Raw genomic sequence first — 15,605 nt, 5'->3', positions numbered from 1 at the left:
CCAGTTTAACTTGGGGTTAGCGGATGCTGTTAGGAAGGGAAGACGGTATGTCAGGCACAGTGCGTATAGTGCGAAAAAAGAAAAAGTTTATCTTTTGGCAGAGTTTTTTTTTTATTTTCGTTGCCCTGATGGCAGGCTATGTTTTGCTGCAGTCACCCATTTTTTCAATAACTAAAATTACCGTACAGGGAAATAATAATATGACCGCCGGGGAGATCGTGCGGGTGTCCGGTATAGTAACCGGGATGAATATTTTTAAAGCCGATTTGCAAACTGCTTCCACCAAGGTAAAGGCTCTGCCCATGGTCAAAGAAGTAAACATCACCAGAGATTTCCCCGATACCATATCCATTGATGTTATCGAACGGGAGCCTGTGGTACTGGTGGTGGTGGACGAGCATTTTGTGGAACTGGATGCCGAAGGCTATTTCCTGCGCACCGGCAGCGCTGCAGCCACCGGACTGCCCGTGGTTACCGGTATACAGGTGCAGTCCGCCGGCCCGGGTAAAAAAGTTACCGGCAAGGGATTGGATGTTGCCTTGAAAGTGGTGCAGGAATTGACCGAACAACTACGTAATAACCTGTCCGAGGTGAGTGTCAATAACGTAGGATTGGTAACGCTGTACACCCTGGATGGTATAGAATGCCGGTTGGGTATGCCGGAAAACGTGAATGTAAAAGGAGATTATTTTTTGCAGGTAATAGAGGAATTGCAGGAGGGAAATAAGAATATTGAGTATGTGGATTTCTCCATTGTCAACTCGCCGGTTGTAAAATACAGGGATTAACGGGTAAGCTTATTGGGGGAACTGGCATGAAAATAAAGTCATACTACTGGATACTGCTGCTGTTTGGTGTGGTCACGGGGTTTATACTGGCAGTGCAGTTTCGGGTCACCCAGGATATTGCCGAGAATGCGCCGATGGATCTGGACAGGTCCCTGGCACTGGCTGAAGAGTTGGACAAGGCCCGCCAATCCAGAAATCAACTGCAGGCCAGGGTTGATGAACTACGCAATCAGCTTGATGACGCGGCAACCGACCCGGAATTATCCAAATTGAAAAAGGACTTGGAGGAGGCCCGCCAGAAGGCCGGCATGAAAGAGGTGCAGGGAGCCGGTGTGGAAGTGACCCTTAATGATAGCAGCAAAGAGCTGCAGCCCGGGGAAAATCCCAACTTTTACGTGCTGCATGACGGGGATGTGCTACGGGTCTTAAATGAACTGAAAGCAGCCGGAGCCCAGGCTATTTCCCTGAACGGGCAGAGAATAATCACCACCACCGAAATACGCTGTATCGGGCCCTCAATTTTAGTGAACAAAAACCAGCGTCTCAGCCCACCCTTTGTTATTTCCGCGGTGGGTAGTCCGGAAACGTTGTCCAGTGCTTTAAAAATGAAAAACGGAGTAATTGATTATCTGCAGTTCTGGGGTATTCAGGTGGATGTAAAAAAGGTGGACAAGTTGACTATCCCCGCCTATACTGGTAGTCTTGTATTCGATTATGCCAAACCCAAGACGTGATACGGGAGGTGGTTGGTGGTGCCCCAAAAAACAGGTATGTATGCCTCCATTATGCTGGTTGCCGCGGTGCTGGGTCTAATGCTGACTATGCAGTTTCGCGTGACCAACAGCGCCACCAATGGCATATCCATTGACCGGGCCCAGGAACTGAATGCGGAATTAAAGCATATTAACGAAGAGAAAGAAAGCCTGTCCAAAGAGATAAGTGACCTGACTTTCAAACTAAACCAGATCAATCAAGGTCAGGCCGAGGCTAAAAATGCCCTGCAAAGTGAATTGAACAAAGTGCGAATGAACGCGGGGTTGGTTACGGTTAGCGGCCCCGGTATTGAACTGGTGCTGGATAAACCTGATACTGACACAGAGAATTCTCAAATACCGCCTGAGTTGATGATTATTCGGGATGAGGATTTGTTAAGCGCGGTAAACGAGTTGTGGGGCGCTGGAGCGGAAGCAATATCCATTAACGGGGAGCGTATTATCGCCACCACTGAGATCAGGCTGGCCGGTTCCTTTATTAATATTAACCTTAACCGGGTGATACCTCCGTATCAAATACTGGCTATTGGTAACCCGGACATTCTGATGGACAGCCTGGAATTACCCGGTGGATTAAAGGAATACTGGCGGGATTTGGGTATAAAGGTAACCGTGGAAAAACACGATGATTTAACTTTGCCGGCCTACGGGAAGTGAAAACCATGCCGGTGGAACGGTGGGTGACTTGAATCATGAGGATTGGCATCCTGCTAGCTGTGGTAGGTCTGGGGATTGGTACTTTAATTGGTTTGTACATCCCGGTGGTTATACCGCAGAATTATGCCAAGTATATGTCCATTGCTGCTTTGGCGGCGTTGGACTCGGTTTTCGGCGGTATCAGGGCTGCTTTTGAAGATAAATTTGATCAGGATATATTTGTCACCGGCTTCTTCAGTAACGCCCTCTTGGCCGCAGGACTGACGTATATCGGCGACCGGTTGGGTATTGACCTTTATCTGGCTGCGGTGGTGGCCTTTGGTGTCAGGCTGTTTCAAAATTTGGCCATTATTCGCCGTCATATTTTAAAAAATTAAATTAGCAAATAAAAAAAGGAAATTATTACTGTACGTTGAAGTTTACAATATAAGTAAAGATAGGGAGGTAGGCCTGCTTGGCCGGCACAGCACAAAAAGATGTGGTGGTAGGTCTGGATATTGGCACATCCGGTATAGCCGTGGCCGTGCTGAAATGCGGTTGCGGGGCCAAACAGGAACCTTTGGGCTTTGGTTATTGTCCATCAATAGGCGTGAAAAACGGTCAGGCGGTGGATATACACGATGCCGCTGCGGCCATAAAAAAAGCCGTGTCCGATGCCCGGGCTGCCGCAGGGGTACCCTTTGACTCCGTTAATATAGGTATTGACGGCCCGGAATTGGTGGTCAGGCACGGCAGGGAGAAACAAGTCATGGCCAGGCGGCGGGCGGTGGACCGGCAAGATTTACAAAATCTGCAGCACAAATTCAGTCAAGCTGTTTTGCCTGCGGATTGGGCAATTGTTCAATTGGTTAATGCCGACTTCCGTATTGATGGTAAACATACTGCCAGGCCTTTGGGCTGCAGGGGAAGGGAACTGGAAATGGAGGCTACAGCCCTGGCTGTTCCGGGAAGTAATTTGGAAACGACCATGCTTTGCCTGCACAACGCAGGTTTGCAGGCGGTGCAAAGCAAGGTTGGCTCGCTGGCAACAGCCCGGGCGGTGCTGGCGGCTGTGGAAGGACAAGTGGGTGTGGTATGTGTGGATATGGGGGCCGGCATGACCAGGGCGATTTTTATCAATCATGGCACGCTGCGTTATATAAGCGTATTTCCGGTGGGGGCGGGACATATTACCGCCGACCTGGCAGTGGGCCTGCATACCACACTGGAGACCGCTGAAAAGATAAAAATTACTTACGGGCTGGGCTCAATCGACGAAGAGGTTCGTGTTCCGAATATATCCGGGACGGGTTGTAACGTTGTCTCAGGTAAACTGGTACATAGAATTATCAGGTCGAGAATTGAAGAAATACTTGAGTTTGTGAAACAATTCTTAGAACATCTGGAACTGGGGGCTTCCCTGCCCGGGGGTATTGTTATTACAGGGGGGGGCGCCCGGCTGCGCGGTTTGTTGAAGATGGCACGGGACTACTGGGAAATGCCTGTGCGCAGGGGTTGTAATACGTTGCTGGTGGAAAGCGTGCCTGAAGAGGAAGCTTACCGGTATAACACTGCCGTTGGACTGGCTCTCCGGGAACCCGGGCAGGGACAGGTACCCTGCGGGGTGAAGCGAATGACGGAGGGGGGTTTGGTGGGTCGTATCAAAAGTTGGCTTCGCTGATAGATACATAGCTTTACGAAAATTACTGACCCCCTAGGAGGAGGATTCTTTTATGCTGGATTTTGAACTTGACCTGGATCAATTTGCGAATATCAAGGTAATAGGGGTGGGCGGTGGCGGCAACAATGCCGTTAACCGGATGATTGGCGCCGGGTTAAAGGGTGTGGAATTTATATCGGTTAATACCGATGCCCAGGCGTTGCAAATGGCTTTGGCCAGTGGCAAAATACAAATTGGGGCTAAGCTGACCAAAGGACTGGGGGCCGGAGCAAACCCGGACATTGGCCAAAAAGCCGCAGAAGAAAGCAGGGACGATATTGAACAAGCCCTTCGAGGTGCCGATATGGTCTTTGTAACAGCTGGTATGGGCGGTGGTACTGGTACCGGTGCAGCGCCGGTGGTGGCCGAAATCGCCAAGGAAATGGGTGCCCTGACCGTGGGTGTGGTAACAAAACCCTTTACCTTTGAAGGCAGGAAGCGCATGCTACAGGCCGAGCAGGGTATCCAAAATCTCAAGGAGAAGGTGGATACATTAATCACCATCCCCAATGACCGGCTGTTGCAGGTGGTGGAGAAAAATACTTCCATTGTGGAGGCGTTCCGCATTGCCGATGATGTGCTGAGACAGGGCGTTCAGGGCATTTCCGACTTGATTGCCGTCCCCGGTTTAATTAACCTTGACTTTGCTGATGTAAAAACCATTATGAAAGATACCGGTTCAGCCCTTATGGGTATCGGGCATTCCAGTGGTGATAACCGGGCCGTTGAATCAGCCAGGGCGGCTATTTCAAGCCCGCTTCTGGAAACTTCCATCGAGGGTGCCCGGGGGGTGCTGTTGAATATTACCGGCGGCACGTCACTGGGACTGTTTGAGGTGAATGAGGCGGCGGAAATAATTGCCCAGGCGGCCGACCCCGAGGCCAATATTATCTTCGGGGCGGTGGTGGATGAACGGATGGAGGATGAGGTGCGGGTTACTGTGATAGCCACGGGCTTTGATCAAAGACTTTACACCACGCAAAAGCAAAAGCTCAGCGATGAAAAGAGTGAGCCCAAATCTTTCGCCACCCATGACGATTTGGATATCCCAGCCTTTTTACGTAGGAGATAATGTCGAAGGGAAATGCTTTGTATGTGACATTTAATAACAAATTTTACCAGCCGCGGCGTGTATAATAAAAAACAGCCGGGGCTTTTTTTATGGCCCGGGTTATTCATAAACACAATGTACGGGCCATATTTATCTAATAGAGGCTTTGTGCCTCGCTTTGTTGGGGGGAACCAATGCCGGCTTATGTAGTTTATGTCGACCAGGTATTTATTGGCAGCCTGGTGATGAATATGATGATCCTCTGGGCCACGGCCAGACTGGGGAAAATCGCCTACAAAAGGTGGCGTTTAGTGGCCGGCGGGGCGGTGGGTGCCCTGTATTCTTTATTCTTGTTTATCCCTGCGCTGGAAGGGTATTTAGGGCCCGGATATAAACTAATGGTGTCTTTATTGATGGTGGCAGTGGTTTTTTTGCCCAGTCCGCCCAAAAAAGTGCTGGTGTTACTGGCCTATTTTTATATCAGCACCTTTGCGTTAGGCGGAACGGTGCTGGGAATTATAACCTTTTTACAGAAAAACACCTTTGACGGCCGGTTGGCCGGCATTATGCAAGCCGTGGATGCCTTTCTGTGGTATGGTGTATTGCTGGCCCTGGTCATTTACTGGATTTTGGGGCGGGTAATGCCGGTGGCACTGCGCAAGCGGTTAACGCTGCCGCTATTGCGGGCCGACTTGACGGTATCCCTGGCGGGGCGGAAGGTGACACTGAGCGCCCTTTGGGATACCGGTAATAGCCTCAGCGACCCGCTCACCGGCTTCCCGGTGATTATCGCCGAGTATGCGGCGATTAAAGATATATTACCTGAAAAGGTATGCTTGGCGGTGGAGTCCTGTGGGCGGGATGATGGTGCGGCAGTACTTGCCGCGCTGGGAGAAAACATCCGCCCGGGCAATTTTCGTATTATCCCCTACCGTTCGGTGGGGCGGGAAAATGGTTGGCTACTTGGTTTCCGTCCAGATGAAGTGGAACTCAAGTACGGTGGTAATATTATCAAAGTCAGCGATGTGGTGGTTGCTCTTTACCAAGATGGCCTGCAGGATGATACCTCGTGCCGGGCGTTATTGCCCACCGGTTTGTTTTAATTTTGAAAATTTATTCGGAGGGAGAGTGTTTGATGCTGCTGGGGAAAATAAGATTATTTCTGCGCATAACATTGTATAAAATATTATTGCGGTTGGGTTTGAAGTCGGAAGTCTATTACGTGGGCAGCAGCGAAGCTCTACCACCGCCGCTGACCACCGATGAAGAATCTTACCTGATCGATAAACTGGAAGCCGGGGATGGAGCCGTGCGCAGTGTACTGATTGAAAGAAACCTGCGCCTGGTGGTATATATAGCCCGCAAGTTTGAAAACACCGGGGTAGGTATCGAAGATTTGGTTTCCATCGGTACCATTGGTTTGATCAAGGCTGTAAACACCTTTGATCCCGCTAAGAAAATCAAGCTGGCCACTTATGCTTCCCGGTGTATTGAGAACGAAATATTAATGTACTTGCGCCGGAATAATAAAACCAGAACAGAAGTCTCCTTTGACGAGCCGTTGAATATTGATTGGGATGGCAATGAATTACTTTTATCCGATGTGCTGGGTACGGAAAATGACATTATTCACAAGTATATAGAGGAAGAGGTGGATCGCAAATTACTGCACCTGGCCCTGCAGAAATTAAACGGCCGGGAGAGAGGGATAATGGAATTGCGATTTGGCCTTAAGAGCGGCAAAGAAAAAACCCAGAAGGAAGTGGCGGATATGATGGGGATTTCCCAATCCTATATCTCCAGGTTGGAAAAAAGAATCATCAAAAGATTAAAGAAGGAAATCAACCGCATGGAATAGGCGGGCGACCATCATGTATAAATCACCAATCCCGAGGTAATAATGAAATTGAGCTCAGCAGCATAAGTCATGGGAAAGGGTGGTTTGTCCATGCTGGTCAATAAAGTTGAGATTTGCGGCGTAAACACATCCAAACTCCCGGTACTGTCCAGTGCCAAGATGAAAGAATTGTTTATTGCACTGCAAAACGGCTATTACCCGGCCCGCGACCAGTTGATCAATGGCAACTTGCGGCTGGTGCTCAGTGTGATTCAACGATTCACCAACCGGGGTGAATATGTGGATGATCTGTTCCAGGTGGGCTGCATTGGTTTGATGAAAGCCATCGATAACTTTGACCTCTCCCAAAATGTTAAATTTTCCACCTATGCAGTACCGATGATCATCGGTGAAATTAGAAGATATTTAAGGGACAACAATCCCATCCGGGTGAGCCGTTCCCTGCGGGATGTGGCTTACAAGGCACTTCAGGTACGTGATTCCCTGGTCAACAAACATTCCCGGGAACCGTCCATCAATGAAATTGCCAGTGAGATGAAGATGCCCCGGGAGGAAGTTGTTTTTGCCCTGGACGCCATTCAAGAACCCATTTCTTTATTCGAACCCATCTTTCATGACGGCGGAGACCCCATCTTTGTTATGGACCAAATCAGTGACGAAAAAAATTTGGATTTAACCTGGCTGGAGGGTATTGCCATCAGGGATGCGCTGCGCAAACTTAGTGATCGTGAAAAATTGATTCTAACCTTGAGGTTTTACGAAGGCAAAACTCAAATGGAGGTAGCCGAGGAAATCGGTATTTCCCAGGCCCAGGTTTCGCGCCTGGAAAAGGCTGCACTGCACCATATGCGCAAACATGTGTGAAACCAAGGCGGTTAACCTGAAGGGGAGTTTGGCTTGCTTAAAAAATCATTCTGGTGCGTTTTTGCCATAGTCGTCCTTATGGCGGTGCCGGTATACGGTTCCGTGCCTGATGAGGATGCGGTGTATGCTTATAACCGGCATAATTTATTCTACGCCGGGGATTATTGGGGTTCAGATTGATCCGGCACCCTCATATACATACCTATGGGGGTGTTTTTTTATATGGTTAAAATCTCCGATTTACGCGCGCGGGAAGTGATCAATATAGCGGACGGGCGCCGTCTCGGTCCCATAAAGGATATAGATATCAATTTGGAGGAAGGACGCATCAATGCCATTATCCTGCCCGGGCACGGCGGTGGTGCTGGAAGGTTCATGGGCTTTATCGGTCGTGAAGAGGAATTGGTGGTGCCCTGGCAAAAAATAAAAAAAATTGGCGTTGATGTGATTTTGGTGGACCTGTCCTTTAGCTTACCCGGTGCCGAAATGCACGGTGGCATAAAAAATAAGTGGTAATTTTTGTTTTTGCCCGGCTAAAAGCTTTGTCCAAAATTTATGGATTCCTGAAATATTAAGTTTTTACCATAGCAAGGGTTAGCAAAATGGACCAAATAAGGTTTGAAGTGCCGTTATCCTTTTTCCCTTTGGAAACAAAGTTTAGTATAATTAAGGGGATCATAATACTATATATATTGTTTGGTTGACATTATACAGGGGGTGAAACAAATGCGATGCCCCTATTGCGGCACTTCTGAAAGCCGGGTGTTGGATTCCCGGCCTGCGGAGGAAGGTAATGCGGTGCGCAGGCGCAGGGAATGTGCCCGGTGCAGTAAGCGGTTTACCACTTACGAGCGGGTGGACGAGCTGCCGCTGATGGTGGTAAAAAAAGATGGCCGGCGGGAATTCTTTAGCCGGCAAAAGCTGCTGGCCGGGCTGATCACGGCCTGTCAAAAACGCCCCATATCCACCGGCCGGTTGGAGCAAATGGCCGGTGAAATTGAACGGGACTTAAAAAGCACCATGGAAAGGGAAGTGCCCAGCAGTGATATCGGCGAACAAGTTATGGTCCGGTTGCGGGATTTGGATGAGGTGGCTTATGTACGCTTTGTTTCGGTGTACCGTGAATTCAAAGATGTGCAGGGTTTTATGCGGGAAATCGAGCAACTGATTAAAAAGAAAAATTAGCAGTGTAATAGCGAGTTTTGAGGAGGCTAACTAATTGTTCAAGGTAATCAGGAAACGGGACGGGCGTGAAGTGCCCTTTGATGACGCCAAAATTACCGACGCTATTTTTAAAGCGGCCCGGGCAGTGGGTGGAGAAGACCGGCAAACTGCCATGGAACTCACCATTGATGTGCTGAAAATGTTAAAGAAGAAATATAACGGCACTACTTTCGGCGTGGAGGATGTGCAGGACGTGGTGGAAAAGGTGCTCATTGAAGCAGGCCACGCCAGAACAGCCAAGGCATATATACTTTACCGGGACAAGCGTACGCGTATCAGGGACGCCAAAAGCGATTTAATGGATGTGGTGGAGGAGATACTGGAGGAGACCAGCAAGGAAAATGCTAACATAAGCAATTCTCCTTCAGCTAAAATGCTTCAAATAGCCAGCGCGGCCAGCAAGAAATATTACCTCACCCGGCTGATTCCCGAAGAATTTTCCCAGGCCCACCAGAGGGGCGACATTCATATCCACGATCTGGATTTTTACGGCAAGACCCTCACCTGCGTGCAAATCCCACTGGGGCGGCTTTTAGCCGAGGGGTTTGACAACGGGCACGGTTATATCCGCCCGCCCAAGCGGCCCAACTCGGCCACGGCGCTGGCGGCCATTATTTTGCAGAGTTCCCAGAACGACATGCACGGCGGGCAATCCTTTGCTTTTTTTGATAGAGATATTGCCCCTTATGTGGAAAATGCCAGCGACGATGAAACCTACCAGGCCATGGAAGCACTGGTGTATAATCTTAACTCCATGCACAGCCGGGCCGGGGCGCAGGTTCCATTTTCATCCATAAATGTGGGCACCGAGACTTCCGAGGCGGCTCGCAAGGTAACCAGAAATCTGATTCTAGCCTATGAAGCCGGGCTGGGCCGGGGGGAGAATCCCATATTCCCCAATATCATATTCCGGGTTCAGGAGGGGGTTAACTTTAACCCCGGTGATCCCAACTATGATTTGTTCAAGCTGGCTCTGCGGGTGGCGGCCAAGCGCCTCAACCCCACCTTCAGTTTTATGGACTCCAGCTTCAACAAAGAATGGGGCGATCAGGTAAGTTATATGGGCTGCCGCACCAGGGTGATGGCCAATCGCCGGGGACCGGCGGTTACTGACGGGCGGGGTAACCTCTCATTTACCACCATTAACCTGCCCCGGGTGGCTATCCAGGCCGAGCGAGATATGGATAAATTTTTCCGCGATTTGGACAGGCTGGTGAACCTGGCCATTCGCCAGCTGTACCACCGTTTTGAAGTGCAGGCCAAATTAAAGGTTAAGGATATGCCCTTTGTGATGGGACAGGGGCTTTACTTGAATTCCCAGGGACTGAAGGATTGTGACCCCATTCGGGATGCCATTGTTAATGGTACTTTATCAGTTGGTTTTATTGGTTTGGCCGAGACGCTGACCGCTTTGACGGGCAGGCACCATGGCGAGGACAAGGAATCCCAGAAGTTGGGCGAGCAAATTGTGGCCCACTTGCGGCGCCGTATTGACGAGGCTTGCGAAGAATATGATCTCAACTTCACGCTGCTGGCCACCCCCGCGGAAGGCCTGAGCGGCCGGTTTATTGCCATGGATCGTAAAGATTACGGTATTATTCCGGGGGTGACCAATAAGGAGTATTACACCAACTCTTTTCATATACCAGTCAGTTTCCCCATTTCCAGTTTCGATAAAATCAGCCTGGAAGGGGTTTACCACAAATATTGCAATGCCGGGCACATCAGTTATGTGGAAATGGCCTCTCCGCCGGTGCATAACCCCGAGGCGATGGAAACTATTATTAGACACATGAAGGAAAGCGACATGGGTTATGCCGCAGTGAATTTTCCGGTGGACTTTTGCACGGGCTGCAACACTATCGGGGTAATTAACGAGGATGCTTGTCCCCGCTGCGGGTCCACAGCCATTCGGCGGGTGCGCCGTATTACAGGCTACCTCAGTACTGTGGACCGGTTCAATGACAGTAAGGTAGCCGAACTGCGCGACCGCATCGTACACAATTTTTAACCCTGCAAATGTGTTAATACAATGGAAGGGTGTTGGCCTTTGCATACAATCAGGATATCCGGTATTATCAAAGAAAGTGTGGTGGACGGGCCTGGTTTTCGCCTGGTGATATTCACCCAGGGCTGCCCCCGGCATTGCCCGGGATGCCATAATCCCGATTTGATACCGGCCAGGGGCGGGCGGGAAATGACTCCGGACGAAGTATTGCAGTTGATCAGGCAAAATATTACGCCGCTGACCGGGGGCATCACCTTCAGCGGCGGCGACCCCCTGATGCAAGCCCGGGCGCTGGCCGAAATACTGCAACTGCTGCGCAAAGAATACCCACTGCTCAGTATCTGGGTATATACCGGATATGTTTTTGAGGAAATAAAAGACTGGCCGGTGCTGCGGTATATTGATGTTCTGGTGGACGGTCCTTATGAGGAAAGCAAGCGGGACATATCTTTAGCCTTCAGGGGTTCATCAAACCAGCGGCTCATTGATGTACCGGCGTCCCTGAACGGTGAAGTGCAATGCCTGGCCGTACCATAATATAAAAACCTTTATTAACCAATATTATCCGGTTAAGTTGGTGGCACTTTCCCTCCCTTCGGCACATAAAATGTGTAGAAACCTGTGATCGAAAGGAGGGAAAATTAATGACTTATACCGTACAACCCGGTGATACGCTGGCATCCATTGCCTATTTGCACGGCACCACCGTGGAAAGGTTGGTTGAGCTTAATAACATACCCGATCCCGATTATCTCCCGGTGGGGCGGAGAATTGAAATCCCCGCTGGCGACAATCTTTTTCGCCAGCAGGTTGATACGGGGGTAACAATAAGGACCCCGTCTGCCAGTAGAATTGTAAGCGGCCTGCGCTATACCATCAGCACTGATCGTGTCCGCTACCAGCGCGGGGACCGGGTGCGTATAACCTTTACCAAGTGCAATGTTTCCGGCCGGGTCATCAGGCTGCGTTATAATACGGGCCAGCGCTTTGATTTCGTAGCCCTGCGCGGTGGCCGGGAGGTTTGGCGCTGGTCGGACGACCAGTTTTTCACCCAGGCCGCCGGTACGGAGGTGCTGCGGCCCGGGGAGTGCCGTACTTACAGGGCCACCTGGGATTTGCGCAACAGGCAGGGTAATTTTGTGGCCCTGGATACCTATACTATCAGGGCTTTCAACGTAGCTCGCACCTTAAGCGGCCAGTTCGTCCAAACCAATATCCAGGTGGTGCGCGCAGGGGGGCAACCGGTACCGCCCCAGCAACCATGTCCAAGGACAAACATGCTGTTGGACCCCGGTATCGAAAGGTGGCTGGACAGAAATACCCCGGTTATCTGGTCGGGTAACAATGTGGTACGTACCACATCTGCCCATTCCGGCAATTATGCCGCAGAGCTGGGCAGGGACCCAGACCGCCAGGCGGTGCTGTCCCAGAGTGTGAATGCCGAACCCAACCGTATTTACCAGATAACCTTCTGGGCTATGGAGAATGTGCGACCCGGGCGGACAGCCAATTTCGTACTGGAAGCGGAAATATTTATATATGACAGTGCCGGCCGGTTGATCGGCCGGGTGGATCCCGCCTACAACCCCGGCAGCTTGCCCAATAACACTTACCAGCAATTCACTTTTACTTCCGGGGTGCTGCCGGCACGTACTGACCGTGCGGAACTGCGCTTTGTATTCCGGCCCCGTACCGGTAACGACAACACGGTGGTAATTGATGATGTGACAATGACCTGTGTGCGTTAAGTAGAAGTATAATGGGGGAAGATAAAAGGCAGCCTGTGTTTAATCCGGCTGCCTTTAAAAATGCACCTTTATATCACGCTGGCGGTAACCCGTTGTCCGGGGCTTGGCTCCTTAGTGCCCGCAGGAACTGCAATTGGAGGAACTGCAGGTGCTGCATCCACCGCCACCGCCTCCGCCGGTTACCGGATCGCCGGATCCTTTCTTGCAGAAGCCTGACATAACCCTTTGGGGGGCCGGGGCCGAGCAGGCGGGACACTGTATGTTGGCGCCGCTTTCGCCCATAGAACATAACTTCTCAAAACGGTGTCCGCATTTATGGCAACGGAATTCGTAAATTGGCATGCCATACACTCCTTTCATTATTAATTTATGACCGGGACCACATGCTGTCAAGGGCAGATTACTTTTTTCGCGGCTATTGCAGGGATTGCCGGGCAAAAAGTGAATAGTTAACTACATTGTTACCTCTACATAGACAGTTAATTCAATAATTATCAGCAGGAGGCAAATATGCGTATAACTTTTTATGGCGCGGCCCGGACAGTAACCGGCTCGTGCCATGTTGTGGAAGCGGCGGACAAAAAAATAATGATCGATTGCGGCCTGTTTCAAGGACACCGGCTGTCCCGCGAGCGAAACTATCTGCCCTTTGCCATGATACCCCAAACAGTGGATTATTTGCTCATCACCCACGCGCACATTGACCATAGCGGCCTAGTGCCCAAGTTATTTAGGCACGGTTTTCGAGGACGGGCGCTGGCCACCGGGGCCACCGTAGATTTGCTGGAGGTTTTGCTGCCTGATAGCGGGCATATACAGGAAATGGAGGTTGAGCGCCTTAACCGCAAAGCCATGCGGGCGGGCAAAAAACTAATTGAACCCATATACACCGCCGAAGATGCCTTTGCTTGTGTAAAGAAAATAGAACGGGCAAAATACAACCAGGTTATCAGCTTGGATGATAATATTACCGTACGATTCGCGGACGCCGGTCATATCCTGGGGTCATCTATACTGGAACTATGGGTGCGCGAAGGTCCGAAACAGACCAAACTGGTATTCAGCGGAGATCTGGGGGCTACCGGCAAACCCTTTGTCAAGGACCCTTCGATCATTGATGAGGCGGATTACCTGGTAATGGAGTGCACCTATGGTGACAGGCTCCACCGTGATAAGGGTGACCGGGTGGAAAAACTGCGCGCAGTAATTCAGGAGACCTATGAAAAGGGCGGCAACCTGATTATACCGGCCTTTGCGGTGGAACGTACCCAGGACTTATTGTATGATATAAATAAACTGTTGTTGAGCGGCCAACTGCCGCCCGTGCAGGTATATATAGACAGCCCCATGGCGGTGGCCGCCACTGAGGTCTTTAAACGGAATTATGAACACTTTGACCAGGAAACCAGCCGGTTAATATCAACGGGTGAAAACCCCTTGACCATGTCGGTACTGCACTTGTCCCGTACCGTGGAGGAATCCCGGGCCATCAACGAAATCAAGAGCGGTGCCATTATACTGTCAGCCAGCGGCATGTGCGATGCCGGCCGAATTAAGCACCACTTAAAACACAACCTTTGGCGGCCCGAGTGTACAGTGCTGTTTGTGGGCTACCAGGCCCCGGGCACCAAAGGGCAGCGGCTATTAAGCGGGGTACCTTCCATTCGTATTCACGGTGAAGAGGTGGCGGTGCGGGCGGACATCAGATCCATTGACGGTTATTCCTCCCACGCCGACCAGCGGGAGTTGCTGGACTGGGTAAATGCATACAAACAAAAGCCCGCCCGGGTTTTCCTGGTTCACGGTGATCCGGAGGCGCTGGCGACCATGGAAAAGTTAACACCGGAAAAAACCGGTGTAGCCGCGTATGCCCCGGCCTGGCAGGAAACCATAGAGTTAACGCCCGGAGTTGTCTTCAGCACCGAGGAACTGCATAAGGCCTACCAGGCCGTGGCGGCAAAAATGGATGATTTTATGCAGTCTACTCCCAACCAGAGCGATTTAAAACGGGTGCTGGAGCAGTTTAAACAGTTGGAAGCTCTGCTGGAGAAGATGAACAAAGCCGGTTAGTGAATGGTTAATAATGCAGGTGAAAGGAAAAAAATTGATGGACGATGGTTTTCAATTACACCGGTGCGGAGATCTGGCTTATTTAACCGTGCCGTCATTTACAGCCACCGGGTTGGTGGCACATGCCTTTACCACCAGGCAGGGTGGTATAAGCAGAAAGCCTTACCACTCTTTGAACCTGGGACTGCATGTGGGTGATGAGCCCCGCCATGTGGTGGCTAACCGGGAGCGAATCTGTAAAACGTTGGGCGCCGGTATTGATTGTTTGGTGGCGGGACAGCAGGTGCATGGTAACCGGGTGGTTACCGTCACTGCCGTCCATGGCGGCAGGGGAGCCACTTCCCTGCATGACGCTCTACCCGGCGTGGATGCCCTGGTGACCGGGGAACCTGGAATACTGCTTTCCAGTTACTACGCCGATTGTGTACCGCTGTTTTTTTTGGACCCGGTGCGCCGGGTAGTTGCCCTGGCTCACGCTGGTTGGAAGGGTACGGTGCTTGGTATAGGAGTCCAAACAGTGCGACATATGGTGGAGGAATATGGCTGCCGGGTGGACAATATTTTAGCTGCGGTGGGACCGGCCATCGGACCCTGTTGTTATGAAGTGGACGCTACCGTGATGGAGGCGGTGGAAAAGTGTTGGCCCGGCGGACCGGTACCAGCCCGCCCTGGTGAGCCGGGGCGCTGGTGGTTGGATTTGCCCGCAGTGAACCGGCGCCTGCTGCTGGGTGAAGGAGTGCTTGAGGGAAATATTACCATGGCGGACTGCTGCACAGCCTGCCGGGATGATTTGTTTTTTTCATACCGAAAACAAAACAGTTGTACCGGCCGAATGGCTTCGTTAATTATGCTGACCAGGGGATGA

General features: G+C 50.9%; 18 protein-coding genes. 17 read left to right on the top strand and 1 reads right to left on the bottom strand.

From position 1 onward, the window contains the following. Positions 1–23: 23 nt before the first annotated feature. The 15 genes from LX24_RS06420 (at position 24) to LX24_RS06350 (ending at position 12,670) form a co-directional block, all read left to right on the top strand. Complete coding sequence (locus LX24_RS06420) at positions 24–788, top strand: cell division protein FtsQ/DivIB (RefSeq protein ID WP_166511323.1); 765 nt, start codon at positions 24–26, stop codon at positions 786–788. Positions 789–814: 26 nt separating this feature from the next. After that, positions 815–1,522, top strand: coding sequence for a DUF881 domain-containing protein (locus LX24_RS06415; protein WP_166511322.1), 708 nt, complete (start codon positions 815–817; stop codon positions 1,520–1,522). Positions 1,523–1,540: 18 nt separating this feature from the next. Further along, a complete protein-coding gene (locus LX24_RS06410) occupies positions 1,541–2,218 on the top strand; it encodes a DUF881 domain-containing protein (RefSeq protein ID WP_243131644.1) in 678 nt (225 codons plus the stop codon). Positions 2,219–2,253: 35 nt separating this feature from the next. After that, the gene (locus tag LX24_RS06405) at positions 2,254–2,595 is read left to right on the top strand and encodes a small basic family protein (protein ID WP_166511321.1); all 342 of its coding nucleotides are present in this window, start codon (positions 2,254–2,256) and stop codon (positions 2,593–2,595) included. Between the two features lie 77 nt (positions 2,596–2,672). Then, positions 2,673–3,878, top strand: coding sequence for a cell division protein FtsA (gene ftsA, locus LX24_RS06400; protein ID WP_166511320.1), 1,206 nt, complete (start codon positions 2,673–2,675; stop codon positions 3,876–3,878). 52 nt (positions 3,879–3,930) lie between these two features. After that, a complete protein-coding gene (ftsZ, locus tag LX24_RS06395; RefSeq protein WP_166511319.1) occupies positions 3,931–4,989 on the top strand; it encodes a cell division protein FtsZ in 1,059 nt (352 codons plus the stop codon). Between the two features lie 173 nt (positions 4,990–5,162). Next, positions 5,163–6,071, top strand: a complete 909-nt coding sequence (locus LX24_RS06390; protein ID WP_166511318.1) for a sigma-E processing peptidase SpoIIGA — start codon at positions 5,163–5,165, stop codon at positions 6,069–6,071. Between the two features lie 32 nt (positions 6,072–6,103). Next, a complete protein-coding gene (gene sigE / locus LX24_RS06385) occupies positions 6,104–6,826 on the top strand; it encodes an RNA polymerase sporulation sigma factor SigE (RefSeq protein ID WP_166511317.1) in 723 nt (240 codons plus the stop codon). A 90-nt stretch (positions 6,827–6,916) separates the two neighbouring features. Further along, positions 6,917–7,690: an RNA polymerase sporulation sigma factor SigG gene (gene sigG, locus LX24_RS06380; protein WP_166511316.1), complete on the top strand. Its 774-nt coding sequence runs from the start codon at positions 6,917–6,919 to the stop codon at positions 7,688–7,690. 33 nt (positions 7,691–7,723) lie between these two features. Then, a complete protein-coding gene (locus tag LX24_RS06375) occupies positions 7,724–7,870 on the top strand; it encodes a hypothetical protein (RefSeq protein WP_166511315.1) in 147 nt (48 codons plus the stop codon). 42 nt (positions 7,871–7,912) lie between these two features. Continuing rightward, on the top strand, positions 7,913–8,206 hold the full coding sequence (locus LX24_RS06370) for a YlmC/YmxH family sporulation protein (RefSeq protein ID WP_166511314.1): 294 nt from the start codon (positions 7,913–7,915) through the stop codon (positions 8,204–8,206). A 210-nt stretch (positions 8,207–8,416) separates the two neighbouring features. Next, complete coding sequence (gene nrdR / locus LX24_RS06365; RefSeq protein ID WP_166511313.1) at positions 8,417–8,875, top strand: transcriptional regulator NrdR; 459 nt, start codon at positions 8,417–8,419, stop codon at positions 8,873–8,875. A 34-nt stretch (positions 8,876–8,909) separates the two neighbouring features. Then, on the top strand, positions 8,910–10,925 hold the full coding sequence (gene nrdD / locus LX24_RS06360) for an anaerobic ribonucleoside-triphosphate reductase (RefSeq protein WP_166511312.1): 2,016 nt from the start codon (positions 8,910–8,912) through the stop codon (positions 10,923–10,925). Positions 10,926–10,964: 39 nt separating this feature from the next. Next, entirely contained in the window at positions 10,965–11,459 is a 495-nt protein-coding gene (nrdG, locus tag LX24_RS06355; protein ID WP_243131643.1) for an anaerobic ribonucleoside-triphosphate reductase activating protein, read from the top strand. A gap of 107 nt (positions 11,460–11,566) precedes the next feature. Next, the gene (locus LX24_RS06350; RefSeq protein ID WP_166511310.1) at positions 11,567–12,670 is read left to right on the top strand and encodes a BsuPI-related putative proteinase inhibitor; all 1,104 of its coding nucleotides are present in this window, start codon (positions 11,567–11,569) and stop codon (positions 12,668–12,670) included. Positions 12,671–12,781: 111 nt separating this feature from the next. Here the strand turns inward: LX24_RS06350 and LX24_RS06345 are convergent, their stop codons facing one another. Next, on the bottom strand, positions 12,782–13,012 hold the full coding sequence (locus LX24_RS06345) for an FmdB family zinc ribbon protein (RefSeq protein WP_166511309.1): 231 nt from the start codon (positions 13,010–13,012) through the stop codon (positions 12,782–12,784). A 168-nt stretch (positions 13,013–13,180) separates the two neighbouring features. Between LX24_RS06345 and LX24_RS06340 the strand changes: the two genes are divergently transcribed. Beyond that, on the top strand, positions 13,181–14,740 hold the full coding sequence (locus LX24_RS06340; protein ID WP_166511308.1) for an MBL fold metallo-hydrolase RNA specificity domain-containing protein: 1,560 nt from the start codon (positions 13,181–13,183) through the stop codon (positions 14,738–14,740). Between the two features lie 13 nt (positions 14,741–14,753). Continuing rightward, a complete protein-coding gene (gene pgeF, locus LX24_RS06335) occupies positions 14,754–15,605 on the top strand; it encodes a peptidoglycan editing factor PgeF (RefSeq protein ID WP_243131642.1) in 852 nt (283 codons plus the stop codon).

The organism is Desulfallas thermosapovorans DSM 6562 (assembly GCF_008124625.1).
GTDB lineage: Bacteria > Bacillota > Desulfotomaculia > Desulfotomaculales > Desulfallaceae > Sporotomaculum > Sporotomaculum thermosapovorans.
Note: the sequence above shows the minus strand (reverse complement) of the source record. Positions and strands in the feature narration are given on the sequence as shown.